Annotated in this window: 15 protein-coding genes; 4 read left to right on the plus strand and 11 right to left on the minus strand. The window is 69.5% G+C overall.

Annotated elements, in window-relative coordinates:
- Window positions 1-269: 269 nt before the first annotated feature.
- Window positions 270-1,754: a hypothetical protein gene (locus ACH4TV_RS28960; protein ID WP_398403144.1), complete on the minus strand. Its 1,485-nt coding sequence runs from the start codon at window positions 1,752-1,754 to the stop codon at window positions 270-272.
- Window positions 1,755-2,210: 456 nt separating this feature from the next.
- Here ACH4TV_RS28960 and ACH4TV_RS28965 point away from each other — a divergent pair, with 456 nt between their 5' ends.
- Window positions 2,211-2,873, plus strand: coding sequence for a bifunctional DNA primase/polymerase (locus tag ACH4TV_RS28965; protein WP_398403146.1), 663 nt, complete (start codon window positions 2,211-2,213; stop codon window positions 2,871-2,873).
- A 90-nt stretch (window positions 2,874-2,963) separates the two neighbouring features.
- On the opposite strand, the gene ftsY is transcribed toward ACH4TV_RS28965, so the two are convergent.
- Entirely contained in the window at window positions 2,964-4,166 is a 1,203-nt protein-coding gene (gene ftsY, locus ACH4TV_RS28970) for a signal recognition particle-docking protein FtsY (protein WP_398403148.1), read from the minus strand.
- A 315-nt stretch (window positions 4,167-4,481) separates the two neighbouring features.
- Here ftsY and ACH4TV_RS28975 point away from each other — a divergent pair, with 315 nt between their 5' ends.
- Window positions 4,482-5,453: an LLM class flavin-dependent oxidoreductase gene (locus tag ACH4TV_RS28975; protein WP_398403150.1), complete on the plus strand. Its 972-nt coding sequence runs from the start codon at window positions 4,482-4,484 to the stop codon at window positions 5,451-5,453.
- 136 nt (window positions 5,454-5,589) lie between these two features.
- Here the strand turns inward: ACH4TV_RS28975 and ACH4TV_RS28980 are convergent, their stop codons facing one another.
- The 4 genes from ACH4TV_RS28980 to ACH4TV_RS28995 form a co-directional block, all read right to left on the minus strand.
- Entirely contained in the window at window positions 5,590-7,008 is a 1,419-nt protein-coding gene (locus tag ACH4TV_RS28980) for a sugar porter family MFS transporter (protein WP_398403152.1), read from the minus strand.
- 144 nt (window positions 7,009-7,152) lie between these two features.
- Window positions 7,153-10,716 (minus strand): chromosome segregation protein SMC, encoded by a 3,564-nt coding sequence (gene smc / locus ACH4TV_RS28985; protein ID WP_398403154.1) that lies wholly within the window; start codon window positions 10,714-10,716, stop codon window positions 7,153-7,155.
- Between the two features lie 275 nt (window positions 10,717-10,991).
- The gene (locus ACH4TV_RS28990) at window positions 10,992-11,195 is read right to left on the minus strand and encodes a hypothetical protein (RefSeq protein WP_006375438.1); all 204 of its coding nucleotides are present in this window, start codon (window positions 11,193-11,195) and stop codon (window positions 10,992-10,994) included.
- A gap of 379 nt (window positions 11,196-11,574) precedes the next feature.
- Window positions 11,575-11,856 (minus strand): acylphosphatase, encoded by a 282-nt coding sequence (locus ACH4TV_RS28995; RefSeq protein WP_398403156.1) that lies wholly within the window; start codon window positions 11,854-11,856, stop codon window positions 11,575-11,577.
- A 142-nt stretch (window positions 11,857-11,998) separates the two neighbouring features.
- On the opposite strand from ACH4TV_RS28995, the gene ACH4TV_RS29000 reads away from it, so the two are divergent.
- Window positions 11,999-13,120 carry a CAP domain-containing protein gene (locus ACH4TV_RS29000; RefSeq protein WP_398403554.1) on the plus strand — a complete coding sequence of 374 codons (1,122 nt, stop codon included), beginning with the start codon at window positions 11,999-12,001 and terminating at the stop codon, window positions 13,118-13,120.
- A gap of 90 nt (window positions 13,121-13,210) precedes the next feature.
- On the plus strand, window positions 13,211-13,600 hold the full coding sequence (locus tag ACH4TV_RS29005; protein WP_398403158.1) for a winged helix-turn-helix transcriptional regulator: 390 nt from the start codon (window positions 13,211-13,213) through the stop codon (window positions 13,598-13,600).
- A gap of 30 nt (window positions 13,601-13,630) precedes the next feature.
- Here ACH4TV_RS29005 and mutM read toward each other — a convergent pair whose 3' ends face one another.
- From mutM to ACH4TV_RS29030, 5 genes are all read right to left on the minus strand, one after another.
- The gene (gene mutM, locus ACH4TV_RS29010; RefSeq protein ID WP_398403160.1) at window positions 13,631-14,491 is read right to left on the minus strand and encodes a bifunctional DNA-formamidopyrimidine glycosylase/DNA-(apurinic or apyrimidinic site) lyase; all 861 of its coding nucleotides are present in this window, start codon (window positions 14,489-14,491) and stop codon (window positions 13,631-13,633) included.
- Between the two features lie 144 nt (window positions 14,492-14,635).
- On the minus strand, window positions 14,636-15,490 hold the full coding sequence (gene rnc / locus ACH4TV_RS29015; protein WP_398403162.1) for a ribonuclease III: 855 nt from the start codon (window positions 15,488-15,490) through the stop codon (window positions 14,636-14,638).
- Window positions 15,491-15,509: 19 nt separating this feature from the next.
- Window positions 15,510-15,683 carry a 50S ribosomal protein L32 gene (gene rpmF, locus ACH4TV_RS29020; protein WP_007493396.1) on the minus strand — a complete coding sequence of 58 codons (174 nt, stop codon included), beginning with the start codon at window positions 15,681-15,683 and terminating at the stop codon, window positions 15,510-15,512.
- Window positions 15,684-15,685: 2 nt separating this feature from the next.
- Entirely contained in the window at window positions 15,686-16,330 is a 645-nt protein-coding gene (locus tag ACH4TV_RS29025) for a YceD family protein (protein ID WP_398403164.1), read from the minus strand.
- Between the two features lie 129 nt (window positions 16,331-16,459).
- Window positions 16,460-17,542: a cell division initiation protein gene (locus ACH4TV_RS29030; RefSeq protein WP_398403166.1), complete on the minus strand. Its 1,083-nt coding sequence runs from the start codon at window positions 17,540-17,542 to the stop codon at window positions 16,460-16,462.
- Window positions 17,543-17,642: the final 100 nt, after the last annotated feature.

Below are 17,642 nucleotides of genomic sequence, written 5' to 3' on the forward strand. Positions count from 1 at the left end.
GGCCGGTTATGCGCCAGAGATTGGCGCAGCGCCGTTTCGGTCGACGCCCCTCGATGTTTCGCCGCAGTGACGAAGGTGCCTTGTGTGTTACGGATTGATGAACTGCCGGATGTTGGACGCGCCGATCGTTATCGTGGCGCAACCTTTCACCGGTGGCAGCAAGCCGACCGCGGCGGGCCTTCCGATGACCTGGCGGGGGAGCCGAGTCGGGCTGTTCGGGAGGGCCTGCCGCGGCCGGGGTTCTGGGGTTTGCCGGGGATCCGGGGTTCTCAGACGGCCTCGGCGGTCTCGGGCAGATCGATCGCGAGCTGGTCGGTGAGGTCCACGACCTCGGTCAGATCTCCGAAGTCGCGTACGGCCGTGTCGACGGTCTTTCGAATACGAGTGTTGACGCGCTCCGAGCGCACCTTCTTGGCGATTCCCATGGCCTCGGTGGCCAGCACGGTGGACCGCTCTGGCTCCCGCTGGAGCAGGTGCACCGTGGCCATGCCGATCAGGTTCAGCGCGTACGACCGCTGGTGCTCGGTGTCCTCCGCGAACAGGTCGACGGCCTTGCGCATCAGGGGCTCGGCCAGCGAGGCGTAGGTGGGGCTGCGGCCGGCGACATAGGCGAGGTCGCGGAACGAGTGGGAGTTCTCGCCGTACAGCTCGGCCTGGGAGAAGAAACGGATCCAGTCGGGGTCGGGCTCGTCCCAATCGTGTACGTCCGCGAACGTGTCCTCGGCCATCCGCACCGCTCGCTTGCACTTTCCGGGCTGTCCCATATTGGCGTATGCGCGTGCCTCCATCGCATACAGCATGGCCTGGGTGCGAGGGCTCGCGCAGTCACGGCTGCCGTACTGCGCGAGATGGATCAGTTCGAGGGCGTCGTCCGGCCGGCCGAGGTGGATCATCTGACGGCTCATGGAGGACAAAACGTACGACCCGAGGGGCTTGTCACCGGCCTCCTTGGCCGCGTGCAGGGCCAGCACGAAGTACTTCTGGGCGGTGGGCTGGAGTCCCACGTCGTACGACATCCAGCCGGCGAGTTCGGCCAGCTCGGCGGCGACCTTGAACAGCTTGCGGGTGGTGGCCTCGGGCTGGGGCTCCTGGAGGAGGTCCGTCACCTCGTGCAGCTGTCCGACCACCGCCTTGCGGCGCAGCCCGCCGCCGCACTGCGCGTCCCACTGCCGGAACATCGCGGTGGTGGACTCCAGCAGCTCCAGCTCGGGCTTGGAGAGCCGGCCGGCCCGGCGCGCGGCGGACGGGTGCTCGGGCTCCTGGGGCGGGGCGGCCTGCACGGGGACGAGCCAGCGCTGCATGGGCTCGATGAGGGAGGGGCCCGCAGAGAGGGCCAGCGCGGTCCCGAGGAAGCCGCGCCGCGCCAGCATCAGGTCGCTGCGCGAGAACTCGCTGAGCAGGGCCACGGTCTGCGGGCCGGTCCAGGGCAGGTCGACACCGGACGAGGACGGTGACTGGCGGGCGGTTCGCAGCCCCAGGTCCTCGACGGCGACGACACAGCCGAACCGCTCGGAGAACAGCTCGGACAGGATCCGGGGGATCGGCTCGCGCGGGTTCTCCCCGTCCAGCCAGCGCCGGACCCGGGAGGTGTCCGTCGAGATGTGATTGGCCCCCAACTGACGTGCCCGGCGGTTGACTTGGCGCGCCAGTTCGCCCTTGGACCAGCCGCTGCGCACGAACCACGAGCCGAGCAGCTCATTCGGGCGCTTGTCGGCGCTAGCCGGTGTCGTCGCGCTTCCGCCGTTGCCGCCCACTGGAACGCCCCCATTCCTGAGACCACTTGTCGCCGAGTGCGCCAAGCCCTATCAGAATGCCGGTAAATAGGCTTCGCGTCCGGCAGTTCTCACCCTTCGAACGGGAAGCCGACTTGCCTCCGGCATACCCACAAGTGCATGTGCCCCCAGGCCTCGTGCACTCAAAGTAATCCTACGATCACGGCCCCGGCCATGGGGATCCCGGAAACGCCACCATTCGCCACCCCTTCGAATGAACTCACGGGTGGCTGCACAGGATTCACTTGACAGAGGACGGCCCGGAGTGGGCGGAACGGTGCACGCGAGGGCGCACACCGGCGAGCGCACCACCCGAGGCACTTCCGAGCGCCGACTGGACCGGTGATGGCGGGCAAGGGTGTCGGGCAGTCGGAAACACAGGGTTACGTTCCACTTGCATCTCGTAACCACCGGTGCGTCGGACCCGTTGGAGGGGGCATGGGCTTCACGATCGGCAGCAGCCGCGCTATCCGCGAGATCCGTCCCGGTACGCGTCGCCGCGGCCGGTCGTCGGAGTGCACCGCCGTGGCCGAGTACACCGGCCTCTGGGGCTGGGACGTGGTGGCCGGCGCCCGCGCCGCCGGCGGCGCCTGTTCCTGCGGCCTGACCGACTGCCCCACCCCGGGCGCCCACCCCCTGAGCTTCGCACCCCGGGTCGCGGCCGGCGCCACGCTCGACGAAGTGACGGACACCTGGGGCCAGTTCCCCGGCGCCGCGGTCATGCTCCCGGTGGGCCGCGCGTTCGACGTGATCGAGGTCGCCGAACCCGCCGGCCGCCGCGCCCTGGTCCGCCTGGAACGCATGGGCCTCCCCCTCGGCCCGGTCACGGCCACCCCTGAGGGCCGCGCCCAGTTCTTCGTCGCCCCCGGCGCCGCCACCGAACTGCCCGAGCTGCTCTACCGCATGGGCTGGGACGACGCGACCCTCGACCTGCACGGCCTGGGCGCCGGTACACATGTCACAGCGCCCCCTTCCGACCGGGGCGGCCTCGGCCCGGTCACCTGGCTGCGCCCGCCCGCCCTGGACACGGCGACGAAGCCTCCGGCGGCCCGGCTGCTGCTGGGGACGCTGGCCTATGTGGCGCACCGGTCACGGGCGTAGCGCGCAGGCGTACAGCAAAGGCGCCCGTTCCCCACTGCACCTTGGGGACGGGCGCCTCTTTGCGCACCTACGAAATTTCGGAGGTGGGGGTCACTCGCCGACAAGGGCGTCAACGAACGCCTCCGGCTCGAACGGAGCCAGGTCGTCAGCCCCCTCGCCGAGCCCGATCAGCTTCACCGGCACGCCCAGCTCGCGCTGCACGGCGATGACGATGCCGCCCTTGGCGGTGCCGTCGAGCTTGGTGAGCACAATGCCCGTGATCTCGACGACCTCGGCGAAGACACGGGCCTGGACGAGCCCGTTCTGCCCGGTCGTGGCGTCCAGCACGAGCAGCACCTCGTCCAGCGGGGCGTGCTTCTCGACGACGCGCTTGACCTTGCCGAGCTCGTCCATGAGCCCGGTCTTGGTGTGCAGCCGCCCGGCGGTGTCGATGAGCACGACATCGGCGCCGGCCTGGATGCCTTCCTTGACGGCGTCGAAAGCGATGGAGGCGGGGTCGCCCCCCTCGGGACCACGAACCGTACGGGCCCCCACCCGGTCGCCCCAGGTCTGGAGCTGATCGGCGGCGGCGGCCCGGAAGGTGTCGGCCGCACCGAGAACCACGTTCTTCCCGTCGGCGACGAGCACGCGTGCGAGCTTGCCGGTGGTGGTGGTCTTGCCGGTGCCGTTGACACCGACGACCATCACGATGCCCGGGGTGTCGAGGTTCGAGTCGGTCTTCACGGTCCGGTCGAACCCGGGTTCGAGGATCTGGAGCAGCTCCTCGCGCAGCAGCGCGCGCAGCTCGGCGGGCGTACGGGTGCCGAGCACCTTCACGCGCTCGCGCAGCCGCTCGACCAGCTCCTGAGTGGGCCGGACGCCGACATCGGCGGTGAGGAGGGTGTCCTCGATCTCCTCCCAGGTCTCCTCGTCGAGGTGCTCGCGGGCGAGGAGCGTGAGCAGCCCCTTGCCGAGCGCGTTCTGCGACCGGGAGAGCCGGGCACGCAGCCGGATGAGCCGCCCGGCGGTGGGCTCCGGCACCTCGATGACGGGAGCGGCGGGAGGTTCCTCGACGGCGACGGACGAGCCGTCCGCGCCCTCCGGAAGATCCACCTCCTCTATCGTGCGGCGCGGTTCTTCGCGCGGCGTCTCGGCCTCGTCGCCGACATGCGGCTCGGCCGGAGGGGCGGTGAGGTCGGGTGTCGTGGGGGGCGCCGGGGGCAGCGGCTTCTTCCTGCGGCTGCCGACGACGAGCCCACCGAGCACACCGAGCACGACCACGGCGATGACTACAGCAAGGATGATGGTTTCCATAGCCTGTCCAGTATGGCGTGACCTACCGCTCGGACGTTCGCTGCCCACACGGGGCCTTTGGCCCACCGGGCCGGGCTGGTCCGCCGTCCGACCTCACATCGGCCGGGAAGCCCCTACGGGCGGAGTCACAACCGCACCGGTATGGGTGCCGTCGGGTACGCGGACAGCGTCCCCAGGGTGTGTCACGGCCCATCCGGTGGGCCGTGACACACCCTCCCCGTCGTTGCGGCAGCATCTCGCACGACCACACCCTGGCTACCTGACGAACCGTCAGTTACCGTCCCCTCCACACCGCCGACGAAGGGGATCGGTCCCATGCCCGTCACCGTCGTACGTTTCAACCTCGTCGCCCCCGACGCCACCCCCGCCGACCTCAGCGCCCGCTACCAGGCCGCGATCGAGATGGCCGCGTACGCCGACGCCCACGGCATCACCACCGTCCAGACCGAGGAGCACCACGGCGTCGCCAACAACTGGCTGCCCTCGCCGTTCGCCTTCGCGGGGGCCGTGTTCGGGGCGACGCGCCGGATCGCGGTGACGGTGTCGGCGGTGATCGGCCCGTTGCACGACCCCCTGAGGCTCGCCGAGGACATCGCCGTACTCGATCTGCTGAGCGGCGGGCGGCTGGTCACGGTCGCCGGGATCGGATACCGGCCCGAGGAGTACGCGCACTTCGGCGCCGACTGGAAGCGGCGCGGCAAGCTGCAGGACGAGCTGCTGGAGACCCTCCTGAAGGCCTGGACCGGGGAGGAGTTCGCGTACCAGGGCCGTACGGTACGGGTCACTCCGCGCCCGTGCACCCAGCCGCATCCGCTGCTCCTGGTGGGCGGCTCGTCCAAGGCCGCGGCCAGGCGGGCCGCCCGTCTCGGGCTGCCCCTCTTCCCCAGCGCGCACCTGCCCGAGCTGGAGGCCTACTACAAGGAACGGCTCGTCGAGTACGGCACCGAGGGCTGGACGATGATGCCGGCCGCCGAGACCCCGCTCCTGCACATCACCGAGGACCCGGACCGGGCGTGGGCCGAGCACGGCCGCCACTTCCTGCACGAGGCCCGGACGTACGCCTCCTGGCAGTCCGGCGACATCCGGTCGGCGGTGAAATCGGCGGCCACGACGGTCGAGGAGCTGCGCGCCGAGGGCGTCTACCGGATGCTGACGCCCGAGGAGTGCGTGGCGCAGGAGCTGGACAACTACGTACTGCATCCGCTGTCGGGCGGGATGCCGGTCGAGGAGGGCTGGCGGAGTCTGCGGCTGTTCGGGGAGCGGGTGGTGCCGGCCCTGGCGGGCTGACGTACCCGCAAAGAGCCGCCCCCGGCTCGGGCAGTGGCCGAGCCGGGGGCGGCGGAGGTACGGGGAGGAGGGCAGCGGGGACTTGGCCCTCCTCCCCGAGTCATACGGGGTGCCTGGTCGTACGAGGCACCTGGGTTCAGCCCATCTCCTCCAGCGTCTTGCCCTTCGTCTCCTTGACGAACCGGAGCACGAACGGGATCGAGAGCGCGGCGAAGATCGTGTAGATCACATAGGTCAGGGAGAGGTTCCAGTCGGCCAGGGACGGGAAGCTCGCGGTGATGGCCCAGTTGGCGATCCACTGCGCGGCGGCGGCCACGCCCAGGGCGGCGGCGCGGATCCTGTTCGGGAACATCTCGCCGAGCATGACCCAGACGACCACACCCCAGGACAGGGCGAAGAAGAGGACGAAGAGGTGGGCGGCGACCAGGGCGACCCAGCCCTGTGTGGCGGGCAGCTTGCCGTCGACGAGGTCGAAGGAGAAGGCCCAGGCCTCCAGGGCGAGGCCGACGGCCATGCCGACCGACCCGATGAGCGCCAGGGGCCTGCGGCCGATGCGGTCCACGAAGATCATCGCGATCACCGTGCCGACGATGTTGATGATCGACGTGGTGAAGGAGTAGAAGAACGACTCCGTCGGGTCGACGCCGACCGACTGCCACAGCGTCGAGGAGTAGTAGAACGCCACGTTGATGCCGACGAACTGCTGGAAGACCGAGAGCCCGATGCCGATCCAGACGATCGGCCGGAAGAAGAAGGATCCGCCGAGCAGGTCCCGGAAGGTCGACCTGTGCTCGCTCTGCATGGCGTGCTCGATCTCGGCGACCCGGGCGTCCAGGTCCACCCCGTCGCCCTCGACCTCGCGCAGCACCTCACGGGCGCGTTCGTCCCGGCCGACGGAGATCAGGAAACGCGGCGACTCGGGGATCGCGAGGGACAGCAGCCCGTACAGCACCGCCGGTACGACCATCACACCGAGCATGACCTGCCAGGCCTCGACGCCCAGCAGCTCACCGCGCTGGTCGCCGCCGGCCGCGTTCAGGATGGCCCAGTTGACCAGCTGCGAGATGGCGATGCCGATGACGATCGCGGCCTGCTGGAAGGAGCCGAGCCGCCCCCGGTACGCGGCCGGGGCGACCTCGGCGATGTAGGCGGGGCCGACGACGGAGGCCATACCGATGGCGAAGCCGCCGACGATCCGCCAGAAGGCGAGGTCGTACAGCGCGAAGGGCAGCGCGGAGCCGACGGCGCTGATCGTGAACAGCACGGCGGAGATCTGCATGCAGCGGATACGGCCGATGCGGTCGGCCATGCGCCCCGCGGTGGCCGCGCCGATGGCACAGCCGATCAGCGCGATGGCGATGACCTGCGCCAGAGCCGCGGAGCCGATGTCGTAGCGGCCCCGGATGGCCTCGACGGCGCCGTTGATCACGGCACTGTCGTAACCGAAGAGGAATCCGCCCATCGCGGCCGCCGCCGCGACGAAGACGACGTGCCCGAGATGCTCGGGGTGAGCCGTCCCGGCTCCTGACTTGAGTGCCTGCTCAGTGCTGGTCACGTAGAACTCCTCGGGCCACCGACCTGAAGGTAAAAACAACGGTTCCGAGAGTATGCCTTCAAGTTTCGTAATCAAAAGGGGGGTATCGAGGCACAGAAACCCGCAGGTAGTGGCCTTGCGTTCGACTATTGAAGGAATGAAGGGCTAGCGAAGGCGCTGGCTGATGACCTTCGACACGCCGTCGCCCTGCATGGAGACGCCGTACAACGCGTCGGCGACCTCCATCGTGCGTTTCTGGTGCGTGATCACGATCAGCTGCGAGGCCTCCTGGAGCTCCTGCATGATCCGGATCAGCCGCTGGAGGTTGGTGTCGTCGAGGGCGGCCTCGACCTCGTCCATCACATAGAACGGGCTGGGCCGCGCCTTGAAGATCGACACCAGCAGCGCGACCGCGGTCAGCGACCGCTCGCCACCGGACAGCAGGGACAGCCGCTTGACCTTCTTGCCCGGAGGCCGGGCCTCGACATCGATACCCGTGGTGAGCATGTTGTCGGGATCGGTCAGGATCAGCCGTCCCTCGCCCCCGGGGAACAGCCGGCTGAAAACACCCTCGAACTGGACCGCCGTATCCCGGTAGGCCTCGGTGAAGACCTGCTCGACACGCTCGTCGACCTCCTTCACGACCTGAAGCAGATCGGCGCGCGTCTTCTTCAGGTCCTCAAGCTGCTCGCTCAGGAACTTGTGGCGTTCCTCCAGCGCCGCGAACTCCTCCAACGCGAGCGGGTTGACCTTGCCCAGCTGCTGGTACGCCCGCTCGGCCGCCCTCAGCCGCTTCTCCTGCTCACCCCGCACGAACGGCCGGGGCTGGTTGCGCGGATCCTCGGGGTCCTCCGGCAGCTCCTCCCCCTCCGCCGCAAGCGAGGGCGGCACCAGCTGGCTCGGCCCGTACTCGGCGACGAGCCCCGCGGGTTCCACACCCAGCTCCTCCAGCGCCTTGGTCTCCAGCTGCTCGATCCGCATCCGCTTCTCGGCGCCGAGTACCTCACCGCGGTGAACCGAATCCGTCAACTTGTCGAGTTCGGCCTTGAGATCGCGCCCCTGGCCGCGAGCGGCGGCCAGTTCCTGTTCCCGGCGTGCCTTGGCGGCATCGGCGGCCACCCGTTCCTCCTCGGCCCGCCCGAGCGACACCTCGACGTGCGCGAGCAGTTGCCGCGCCCCGGAGGCGACGGCCTCCGCGACGGCCGCCTCGTGTCTGAGACGCGCCCGCCGCTGCTCCGCACGCGCGCGTGCCTCACGTTCGGCACGTGCGGCCCGGTCGAGCGAGTCCGCCCGTCCTGCCAGCCCCTTGACCCGCTCCTCGTGCGTACGGACCTGGAGCCTGGCCTCCATCTCGGTCTGCCGCGCATTGGCGCCATCGGCGGCGAGCCGGTCCCGTACCCCGGTGTCCGGCTCCTCCTCGACGGGCATCTCCTCGGCGACGACCAGCCGCTCGGCGAGCTCCTCGGCATCCTGTACGGCCCTGTCGAGCGCTTCCTGCGCCCGCGCCGTGGCCGCGGTGGACCTCTCGGCCTCGCCGGCGGCACCCCTGGCCTGCCCGGCGAGGCGCCCGAGCTGCTGAGCGACGGACGACTTCTCCCGCTCGGCGGCCCGGCGCCGCTCCCCCAGCTCCTCGACGAACGCGGCACACTCCTTGCGCCGCTCCCCGGCAAGCTGCTGCGCGCCGGCCAGCTCCTCGCACCGGACGGCGAGTTCCTCCAGCTGGGCGGCGGCTTCGTCGACGGATGCCTGCACTTCGAGCAGACTCGGCGCCCCGGCGGACCCACCGTGCGCGAAGTACGCGCCCAGCAGATCCCCTTCGGCGGTCACCGCGGCCAAGTCCGGCCGCGCGTAGATGAGTTCCTCGGCGTCTTCGAGCGTCCCGACGACCACGATCCCGTGCAGCAGCCGCCGTACGGCAGGCATGAGTTCGGCGGGGCCACGGACGAGATCGGCGGCGAGGTGCTCCGCAGGAGATGCCTGGGTGGGCGGTCGCTCGTCAGGGGGCACCGAGTCTCCCGCGAGCAGCAGGGCGGCCCGTCCGCCGTCCTGCTTGCGCAGCAGCCGGATCGCGTCCGCCGCGGCGGACGGTGACGTCACCGCGATCGCGTCCGCCGCCGCCCCGAACGCGGCCGCCACCTGCACCTCGTACCCCGGAGTCACCGTCAGCAGCTCGGCCGCCGGACCCAGCAGGCCGGTGAGCCGGTCCTGCGCCTCCAGCAGCGCCCCGGTTCCGTCCTTGCGCCGCAGCCCCATCGCCAGGGCGTCGTGGCGGGCCTGGGTCGCGGCGCGCCGGCGTTCCGCCGCCGTGGCCGCCTCGCGGGCCGCCGTGAGAGCCGCTTCCGCGTCGGTCAGGGCGGCCCTCGCCGCGTCGTGCCGTTCGGCGAGGTCCGCGTCGCCCGCGTCGAGGCCGTCGACCTCGGCCTTCAGGGTCTCGTACTCCTCCTGGGCCGCGACCGCCCGCTCCTGGGCCTCGTCGCGGGCGGCGGCGAGCCGGTCGATCTCGGCCTGGGCGCCTGCCGCACGCGACCGGGCGGCGTTGACCTGGCCGTTCAGCCGGGCCAGGCCCTCACGGCGGTCGGCGATCGCGCGGGCCACGTCCTTCAGGCGCCGTTCTTCGACCGTGAGGTCGCGCTCCAGCTCGGCCCGGTGCGCGGCCGTGTCCTCCAGCGCGTGTTCGGCGGCTTCCAGGGCGGCTTCCAGCTCTGCCTCCTGCTCACGGATGCGCGCGGCCTCGCGCTCCATGTCCTCGGGTTCGCGTCCGCGCCGCTCCTCGTCGGGGGCGGAGGTCGCGCTCTTCACGCGCGCGTCGGCCAGCGAGACCGTGCCGCGCACCCGTTCGGCGAGCTGGGAGAGCTCGTACCAGGTCTGCTGGGCGCGCTGGAGACGCGGCGCGAGCTGCCGTACCTCGTCCTCCAGGAGCGCCTCGCGCTGGAGCGCCTTCTTCAGCTCGGCCTCCGCCGCCTCCTTGCGGCCCTTGAGCGCGGCCTCGTCCTCGACCTCCGTCTGGAGCGCTCCCCGCAGCCGTACGAGATCGTCGGCGAGGAGCCGGAGCCGGGCGTCGCGCAGGTCCGCCTGGATGACCGCTGCCCGGCGCGCGACCGCCGCCTGCCGCCCCAGCGGCTTCAGCTGGCGCCGCAGCTCGTCGGTGAGGTCCTGGATGCGGGCGAGGTTCGCCTGCATCGCATCCAGCTTGCGCAGCGCCTTCTCCTTGCGCTTGCGGTGCTTCAGTACGCCGGCCGCCTCCTCGATGAAGGCGCGGCGGCCCATCGGATCGGCGTGCAGTACGGAGTCCAGCTGGCCCTGGCCGACGATGACGTGCATCTCGCGGCCGATGCCGGAGTCGGACAGCAGCTCCTGGATGTCGAGGAGGCGGCAGGTGTCGCCGTTGATCTGGTACTCGCTGCCGCCGTTGCGGAACATGATCCGCGTGATGGTGACCTCGGCGTACTCGATGGGCAGCGCGCCGTCGGAGTTGTCGATGGTGAGGGACACCTCGGCGCGGCCGAGCGGCGGGCGCCCGGTGGTGCCGGCGAAGATGACGTCCTCCATCTTGCCGCCGCGCAGTGATTTGGCGCCCTGCTCACCCATGACCCAGCTGAGCGCGTCCACGACATTGGACTTGCCCGAGCCGTTGGGCCCCACGACACACGTGATGCCGGGCTCGAACCGGAGCGTGGTCGCCGAGGCGAACGACTTGAACCCTCGGAGGGTCAGGGCCTTGAGGTGCACGCCGCTGGACTCTACCTTCCGCCGGTATGTCACACCATGAACCCTCGATACCCCGCGGTTTCACCGATGAACGTGCAGGGCACACCAGACGTTAAAGAGAGTGCAAGGGCTTGAGGAAGCAAGGAAGCCCGGGGGAAATAAAGAAGGGACGCCGAAGCGTCCCTTGCAATACTCTGGCCAAACTTCTGACAACTTAGCGGTTGATACGGGCAGCCCAACCACTGCGTGTCGTATGCGATGCGCAGTACTGATGCAGTGCAGTACCGATGCAGTGATCAGGTGAGCGCAGGCTCCGCCTGGCGTGCGTCGATGCTCTCGAGAAGCGAGTCGTGAGAAGCGGCAGCCGTCAGCTCGTCGTTCTCCGCCTGGATGCGTCCGAGTTCGGATTCCAGGTCCTGTACGCGCTGCTGGAGCCGTCGCATCTCGGCGAGGAGTCGCGGGTCAGAGCCGCCGACGTAACCGAGAAGCGCCTTTGCCATGATTGATGGTCCTCCACACTGAGTGACCGACCGAAGCGGTGTGGGTCGTGAGGGAATCGCACCCGCGTTGTTTGGCACTCTGGAGTTCTTACTGCCGTTCTTACATGCCAAACAGCTCAGGTGCGCGGGGCTTTCAGCGTCTCACCAAAAAGTTTGACGGTCAACACGATCACGCCCCGTATTGGCGGGCGACCCGGGGGCGCGCGGCCCTTGACGGGCGGCGCTGCGGCTCCTGCGGGGCCCGAGGGCGTGGCGACCAGCGTTTTCTGCGGAGCCTGCCACGACCTGCGCTTCTTGGCAACCACCAGGCCGTTTCTCCGGTGGCAGGTGCGTGTGGCATGTCCACGGGCCGCCGCCTGGGCCGCTTTACAGAACTGTCTCAGCGGATGGCGAAGCCGTCGTAGATCCGGCGAGGTGTGTCCCAGATCTCGGTGACACCGTCCACGCGGCCGGGCGTGTCGTCCCCGCGCAGCCAGTCGAGCAGTCCCTCGCAGCCCTGACGCGGGCCTTCCGCGACCACTTGCACACGTCCATCGGCCAAATTGAGAGCAAAACCACTCAGGCCGCCGATCTCCAGGGCCTTGGCCCGCGTGAACCAGCGGAAACCCACGCCCTGGACCCGCCCGCGCACCCACGCGACCAGCCGTACATCCTCGTTCATGCGTGCACGCTAACGGGCCAATGTCGCTCTGAGCACTTCCACCCCTTGCGCCATGCGGTACCGTCCCCACCCAACGAATCTCATATGAAACTCACTCGATCGAGTGAGTAATCCTGACCGCAAGGACGAGGAAGGCCACAACATGGGACGCCACCGACGCTCCGCCGCCGGAAGCGCCGCCACGGGCCGCGCCACGGGGGTCACAGAAACATATGATCCGTACGATTCGCCGCACGACCCACAGATCCCGCACACCCCTCACACCGCATACACCACGTTGTGGGACGACACGCCCACAACGGGTATTGCCCCCTATCTGAACCCCGAGGCGCACTCCGGCGCCTACGCGACGAGTGACGCCTACCTCTTCGCCCCCGACGACACCGCCGCCCACGCGACGGTCGACGGCGCCGGATCGCGGCGCGACGGTGCGGGTGCGCGCCGACGCCGCAAGAAGCGGTCGTCCATGCCGGTTCGTACGGGTCTGCTCGGCGTCTCCGCCGCGGTCGCCCTGGGTACCGTCGCGGTCGCCACGGGCGTGCTGCCCGGCGGTGACAAGTACTCGATCGGCGGTGGCAGCAGCGGCGACAAGGTGCAGGCCGCGGAGACCCCGACGAACGACGAGACCCAGCAGGGCGGCACCTCCGGCAGCGCGGAGGAGGAGCGCGACAGCGGTACGTCGACGAGCCGTGACACCGAGCGCGGTACATCGCCCCCGCCCCCGTCACCCTCCCCGTCGACCGCGTCGGCCGCCCCGACCGAGGCTCCGCCGAAGAAGCCGTCGCTCACGCCGAGCAAGGAGCCGAAGGCGACTCCGACGCCCACCCCGACGAAGGCGAAGGAGAAGGAGAAGCAGCAGTCCTCCGCTCCCATCACGGTGTCCGCGCAGGCCGCCGCCGAGGCGGAGGTGCTCCAGCTCGTCAACGAGGAGCGGGCGAAGGTGGGCTGCAGCGCGGTGTCCGCGAACAGCGCGCTGCGGGACCTGGCGGAGGCGTTCAGCGAGGACATGGCCGCCCGGGGCTTCTTCGACCACACGGACCCCGACGGCCTCTCGCCCTGGGACCGGGCGGACAAGGCGGGCATCACCAGCCTCGGCGGCGAGAACATCGCCCGGGGCCAGGCCGACGCCGCCGCGGTGATGGAGGCGTGGATGAACAGCCCCGGCCACAAGGCGAACATCCTGAACTGCGACTTCAAGACGCTGGGAGTGGGTGTCCACTTCGGTTCGGGCGGCCCCTGGTGGACGCAGGACTTCGGCTACTAGCCGGCAGAAGAAGCTGGACACCCGAAGATCGCACTAACTATCGGTTAGCGCAATCTTCAGGTCAGCGCTGCGCTCGCGTACGCTGGGGTCATGATGAACGCCACGGAGGAGCAGCCCCTCCCCTACGACGTGTTCGCCAAGGCCTGCCCGTCGCGCGGCACGCTGGAGCATGTCACGGGCCGCTGGGGCGCGCTCACCCTCGGTGCCCTGTACGAGGGCTCGCTCCGCTTCAACGAGCTGCGCCGCCGGGTCGACGGCGTGAGCGAGAAGATGCTGTCCCAGACCCTCCAGGCCCTGGAGCGCGACGGCCTGGTCCACCGCGAGGCCCAGCCGACGAACCCGCCCCGCGTGGACTACGAACTGACCCCCCTGGGCCACGAGGTCGCCGAGCGCCTGCTGACGCTCATCCACTTCGTGGAGGGCCGCATGAACTCCGTACTGGAAGCCCGCGAGAAGTACGACGAGACGCGAAGGCCGTAAAGGCCGCAGAAGTCACGGTGTTCAGGGCGATCAGGGCGAAATGCGCGGTACCCGCTGGCACTTCGGGCAGAAGTAGCTGGACCGGTTCATCCAGGGGCTGCGGCGCATCGGCGTGCCGCAGCGTCTGCAGGGCAGGCCCTCGCGTCCGTACGCGTCGAGCGAGCGGTCGAAGTACCCCGATTCGCCATTGACGTTGACGTACAGACTGTCGAAACTCGTGCCGCCCACCGCCAGGGCCGCGTTCATCACGTCCCGTACGTGGCCGAGGAGTTCAGCCGTACGAGGACGGGTGAAGCCCGCGGTCGGGCGTTCGTAGTGGACGCGGGAGCGCCAAAGGGCCTCGTCCGCGTAGATGTTGCCGACGCCGCTGATCAACGACTGGTCGAGCAGGGCCCGTTTGACGGTCGTACGTTTCCTGCGCAGCGCCTGATGGAAGGCCTCGTCGTCGAACAGCGGGTCGAGGGGGTCGCGCGCGATGTGGGCGATGACGTCGGGCAGACCGTCGGGGGTGTTGTCGTGCAACGACAGTCCGCCGAAGGTGCGTTGATCGACGAAGCGCAGCTCAGTGCCGAGGGCGTCGGCGAACCGGACGCGAACACGCAGGTGCTTCTCGTCGACGGCCTCGTGCGGCTGCACCAGAAGCTGACCGCTCATCCCGAGATGCGCCAGGACCGACTGCCCGGTGTCCTCCAGCGGCAGCCACAGATACTTCCCACGCCTGCTGGGCGTACCGATGCGATGCCCTTTGAGGCGGTACGTGAAGTCGTCGGCGCCGGCGATGTGCCGCCGCACGGCACGCGGATGCAGCACCTCGGCATCAGCGACGGTGCGCTGAGCAACCCACCGCGCCAGCCCCCGCCGCACGACCTCAACCTCAGGCAACTCAGGCATTCCGACTCCCCAAGCAGAAACGCGCCCCTTTTAAGGGGCGCGGGGAACTGCGCGACAAGCCACAACGGACCCGCAGCGAACAGACAACCGAGGAGGAACACCAGTGCCCACCCCACGAGGAGACAGACACTGGTGCACGCAATCTCAGGCAGGCGTCGAGGAGGACGCGTCAGCGTTCCCCTCGACAGGCGACACAGGCTCGGCAACCTCGGCCGCTTCCGCAGCCTCCGCCACCTTCGCCGCTTCCGCGGCTTTCACACGTTCGTCCGCATCAGCACGGATGGAACGCCAGGCCGACTCCGCGGCCTGCTGCTCCGCCTCCTTCTTGCTGCGGCCGGTGCCGGTGCCGTACGAGACGCCTCCGACGCGGGCGGCAGCAGTGAAGGTCTTCTCGTGGTCCGGGCCGGTCTCCGTGACCAGGTACTCGGGCACGCCGAGTCCTTCGGTCGCGGTGAGCTCCTGGAGACTGGTCTTCCAGTCCAGGCCGGCACCGAGGTTCGAGGATTTCTCGATCAGCGGGTCGAAGAGACGGTGGACGAGTTCGCCCGCCGCGTCGAGACCCTGGTCGAGATAGACAGCGCCGATCACCGCTTCGAGGGTGTCGGCGAGGATGGACGCCTTGTCCCGCCCGCCCGTGCCCTCTTCACCGCGGCCGAGCCGGATGAAGGAGCCGAGTTCGAGCCCGCGGCCCACCTCCGCCAGTGCACGAGAATTGACCACCGCGGCCCTCAGCTTGGCCAACTGGCCTTCTGGGAGATCGGGGTGAGTGCGGTACAGCGTGTCCGTGACCACCAGGCCGAGCACGGAGTCCCCGAGGAACTCCAGCCGCTCGTTGGTGGGCAGACCGCCGTTCTCGTACGCGTACGAACGGTGGGTCAGCGCACGTACCAGAAGGGCGGACTCGAGCTGGTAGCCGAGCCGCCCTTCCAGAAGCGTGTGGGACGAGGCCGTGTCCGCCGTTTTCTTCTTGGCGGACGTATCCGCCTGGGCGTCAGACATGAAGCCTCTCACCAGCCGCTCAGACCTCGAGGACCTGGCGCTTGTTGTAAGTGCCGCAAGACGGGCACGCGATGTGCTGCAGCTTGGGCTCGTGGCAGCGCTCACACGCAACCAGGGTGGGGACCGCAGCCTTCCACTGCGACCGGCGGTGGCGCGTGTTGCTGCGCGACATCTTCCGCTTCGGAACAGCCACGGCTACTTCTCCTGCTTCTCGTCGACACCGGCTTCGGCGCCGCTGATCTCGTCCTTCTCGCCGTCTTCAAGTGAACCGGCGAGTCCCTGCAGTGCCGCCCAACGGATGTCGACGGCCTCATGGTGGTGGGCCGGGTCGTCCGCCAGCCGCGCTCCACACTCGGAGCACAGACCGGGACAGTCGTCCTGGCACACCGGCTGCATCGGCAGTGCGAGCACCACCGCATCACGCAGCACGGATTCGAGGTCGAACAAGCCGTCCTCGATGAAGAGCATGTCCTCGTCGTCCTCGGCGTCGTCGGCCGGCTCCGCTTTCACACGGCCCCGGTCGTCGGCGTCAGGGTACGAGAACATCTCCTGGAAGTCCGCTGCGAGCTCCTGCTCGAGCGGCTCCAGACACCTTACGCACTCCCCCTTGGCCCGTGCACGGGCGGTGCCTGTGACAAGCACACCTTCCATGACCGACTCCAGGCGGAGTTCGAGCTTCACCGGCGCGCCTTCCGGCACTCCGATGACTCCCTGGATCCCGAGATCCTTGGGAGCGTCGATCTCACGGTTCAGGCGCTGCAGCGCGCCAGGACGCCGCCCCAGCTCGTGTGTGTCGAACACAAGAGGGTTGCGGTGGTCGAGGCGGGCGTTCAGAGCCATTCCTGCTTTCGATCTTCGATGCTCAGCTGCTCGTCTTCCGGGCAGCGGTGATCGCGGACATACACGCGACCGAAGAGCCAGGATACTGGACCTTCCGCTCACGGCCCAATCCGGTCTCCGTAAGGGCGTTCACTGCCCGCCGCGCCCCTCTTCGTAGGCGCGCAGCTGCTCGGCGCTGATCATGCCGGTGTCGAAGAGACTGGTCTCGTCGAGGGCGTGGGAAGGCTGCTGTTGTTGCTGCTCCGGCTGGGCAGGCTGGGCATAGCCCTGCTGGACCTGGGCGGGGTCGTAGGCGGCCTGCTGGCCGTCGTATGCCTGGTAGGCGTACGGGTCGGCGGACTGGTAGCCGTACTGGTCCGGCTGCTGGGCGTAGGCCTGCTGGTAGCCGCCGTACGGGTCGGCGGGCTGCTGGTAGCCGTACTGGTCCTGCTGGCCGTACTGCTGCTGGGCCGGGATCTGGGCCGCCTGGGGCTGCTGCGTGAGGGAGTCCGGGGAGTCGGCGAGGTCGGCCAGGTAGTCGGCGTCGCTGGTGTGCTGGCGGGGGGTGCCGTCGTCGTTCTGGTCGAGGGCGCCGAGGTCGTCGGACGCGATGCGGCCGTGCAGGGTCTGCCGGCCGCGGCCGACCGCGTCGAGGGTCTTGGCGAGGACGGCCTCGAAGGCGCCCAGCTTCACGTCGACGTACTTGTCGGCGTTGAGGCGCAGGGTCTCGGGGTCGTGGCTGCGCTCGGGGGCGTCCTCGTCCTCGTACCCCTGGTCGTCGAGGCCGGTGCCGGTGCCGAGGAGCTTCTCCCGGCCGCGGCCGACCGAGCCGAGGGTCTTGGTGAGGACGACCTCGAAGTTGGCGAGCTTGGAGTCGACGTAGTCGTCGGCCTCGGCGCGGACGTCCTCGGCCTCCTTGCGGGCCTCGGCGAGGATGCGGTCGGCCTCGCTCTGGGAGCGGCGGGCGACCTCCGTGTCGGAGATCAGGGAGCCGCGCTCGTCGTGTGCGGTCCGGATGATCCGGTCGGCCTCCTGGCGGGCCTGCTCGACGAGCTGCTCCCGGTCGCCGATCAGCTCCTGCGCCTGCGCGAGGGAGCCGGGCAGGGCCGCGCGCACCTCTTCCAGCATCGCGAGCAGGTCGGCGCGGTTGACCACGCACGAGGCCGACATGGGCATCGACCGGGCACTGGAGACCGAGGAGACGATCTCGTCGAGCTTCTTCTGCACGTCCACCGTGTGCTCGCCACTCTCTACAGCTGTGATGAAGACGGACGGGTCGACTGTACGACTCCTGTCGCCCCGCCCGACACCGAGTGACGGTTTGTCAGTCGCC

Origin of the sequence: Streptomyces sp. NPDC020898 (assembly GCF_044333925.1) — a bacterium.
GTDB lineage: Bacteria > Actinomycetota > Actinomycetes > Streptomycetales > Streptomycetaceae > Streptomyces.

What these genes read in the sequence shown, in the direction of transcription:
- ACH4TV_RS28995 (WP_398403156.1), bottom strand. Translation starts at nt 11,856, where the DNA reads ATGAACGAGGATGTACGGCTGGTCGCGTGGGTGCGCGGGCGGGTCCAG.
- rnc (WP_398403162.1), bottom strand. Translation starts at nt 15,490, where the DNA reads ATGTCTGACGCCCAGGCGGATACGTCCGCCAAGAAGAAAACGGCGGAC.
- ACH4TV_RS28975 (WP_398403150.1), top strand. Translation starts at nt 4,482, where the DNA reads ATGCCCGTCACCGTCGTACGTTTCAACCTCGTCGCCCCCGACGCCACC.
- ftsY (WP_398403148.1), bottom strand. Translation starts at nt 4,166, where the DNA reads ATGGAAACCATCATCCTTGCTGTAGTCATCGCCGTGGTCGTGCTCGGT.
- mutM (WP_398403160.1), bottom strand. Translation starts at nt 14,491, where the DNA reads ATGCCTGAGTTGCCTGAGGTTGAGGTCGTGCGGCGGGGGCTGGCGCGG.
- ACH4TV_RS28990 (WP_006375438.1), bottom strand. Translation starts at nt 11,195, where the DNA reads ATGGCAAAGGCGCTTCTCGGTTACGTCGGCGGCTCTGACCCGCGACTC.
- ACH4TV_RS29005 (WP_398403158.1), top strand. Translation starts at nt 13,211, where the DNA reads ATGATGAACGCCACGGAGGAGCAGCCCCTCCCCTACGACGTGTTCGCC.
- ACH4TV_RS29025 (WP_398403164.1), bottom strand. Translation starts at nt 16,330, where the DNA reads ATGGCTCTGAACGCCCGCCTCGACCACCGCAACCCTCTTGTGTTCGAC.
- ACH4TV_RS28965 (WP_398403146.1), top strand. Translation starts at nt 2,211, where the DNA reads ATGGGCTTCACGATCGGCAGCAGCCGCGCTATCCGCGAGATCCGTCCC.
- ACH4TV_RS29000 (WP_398403554.1), top strand. Translation starts at nt 11,999, where the DNA reads ATGGGACGCCACCGACGCTCCGCCGCCGGAAGCGCCGCCACGGGCCGC.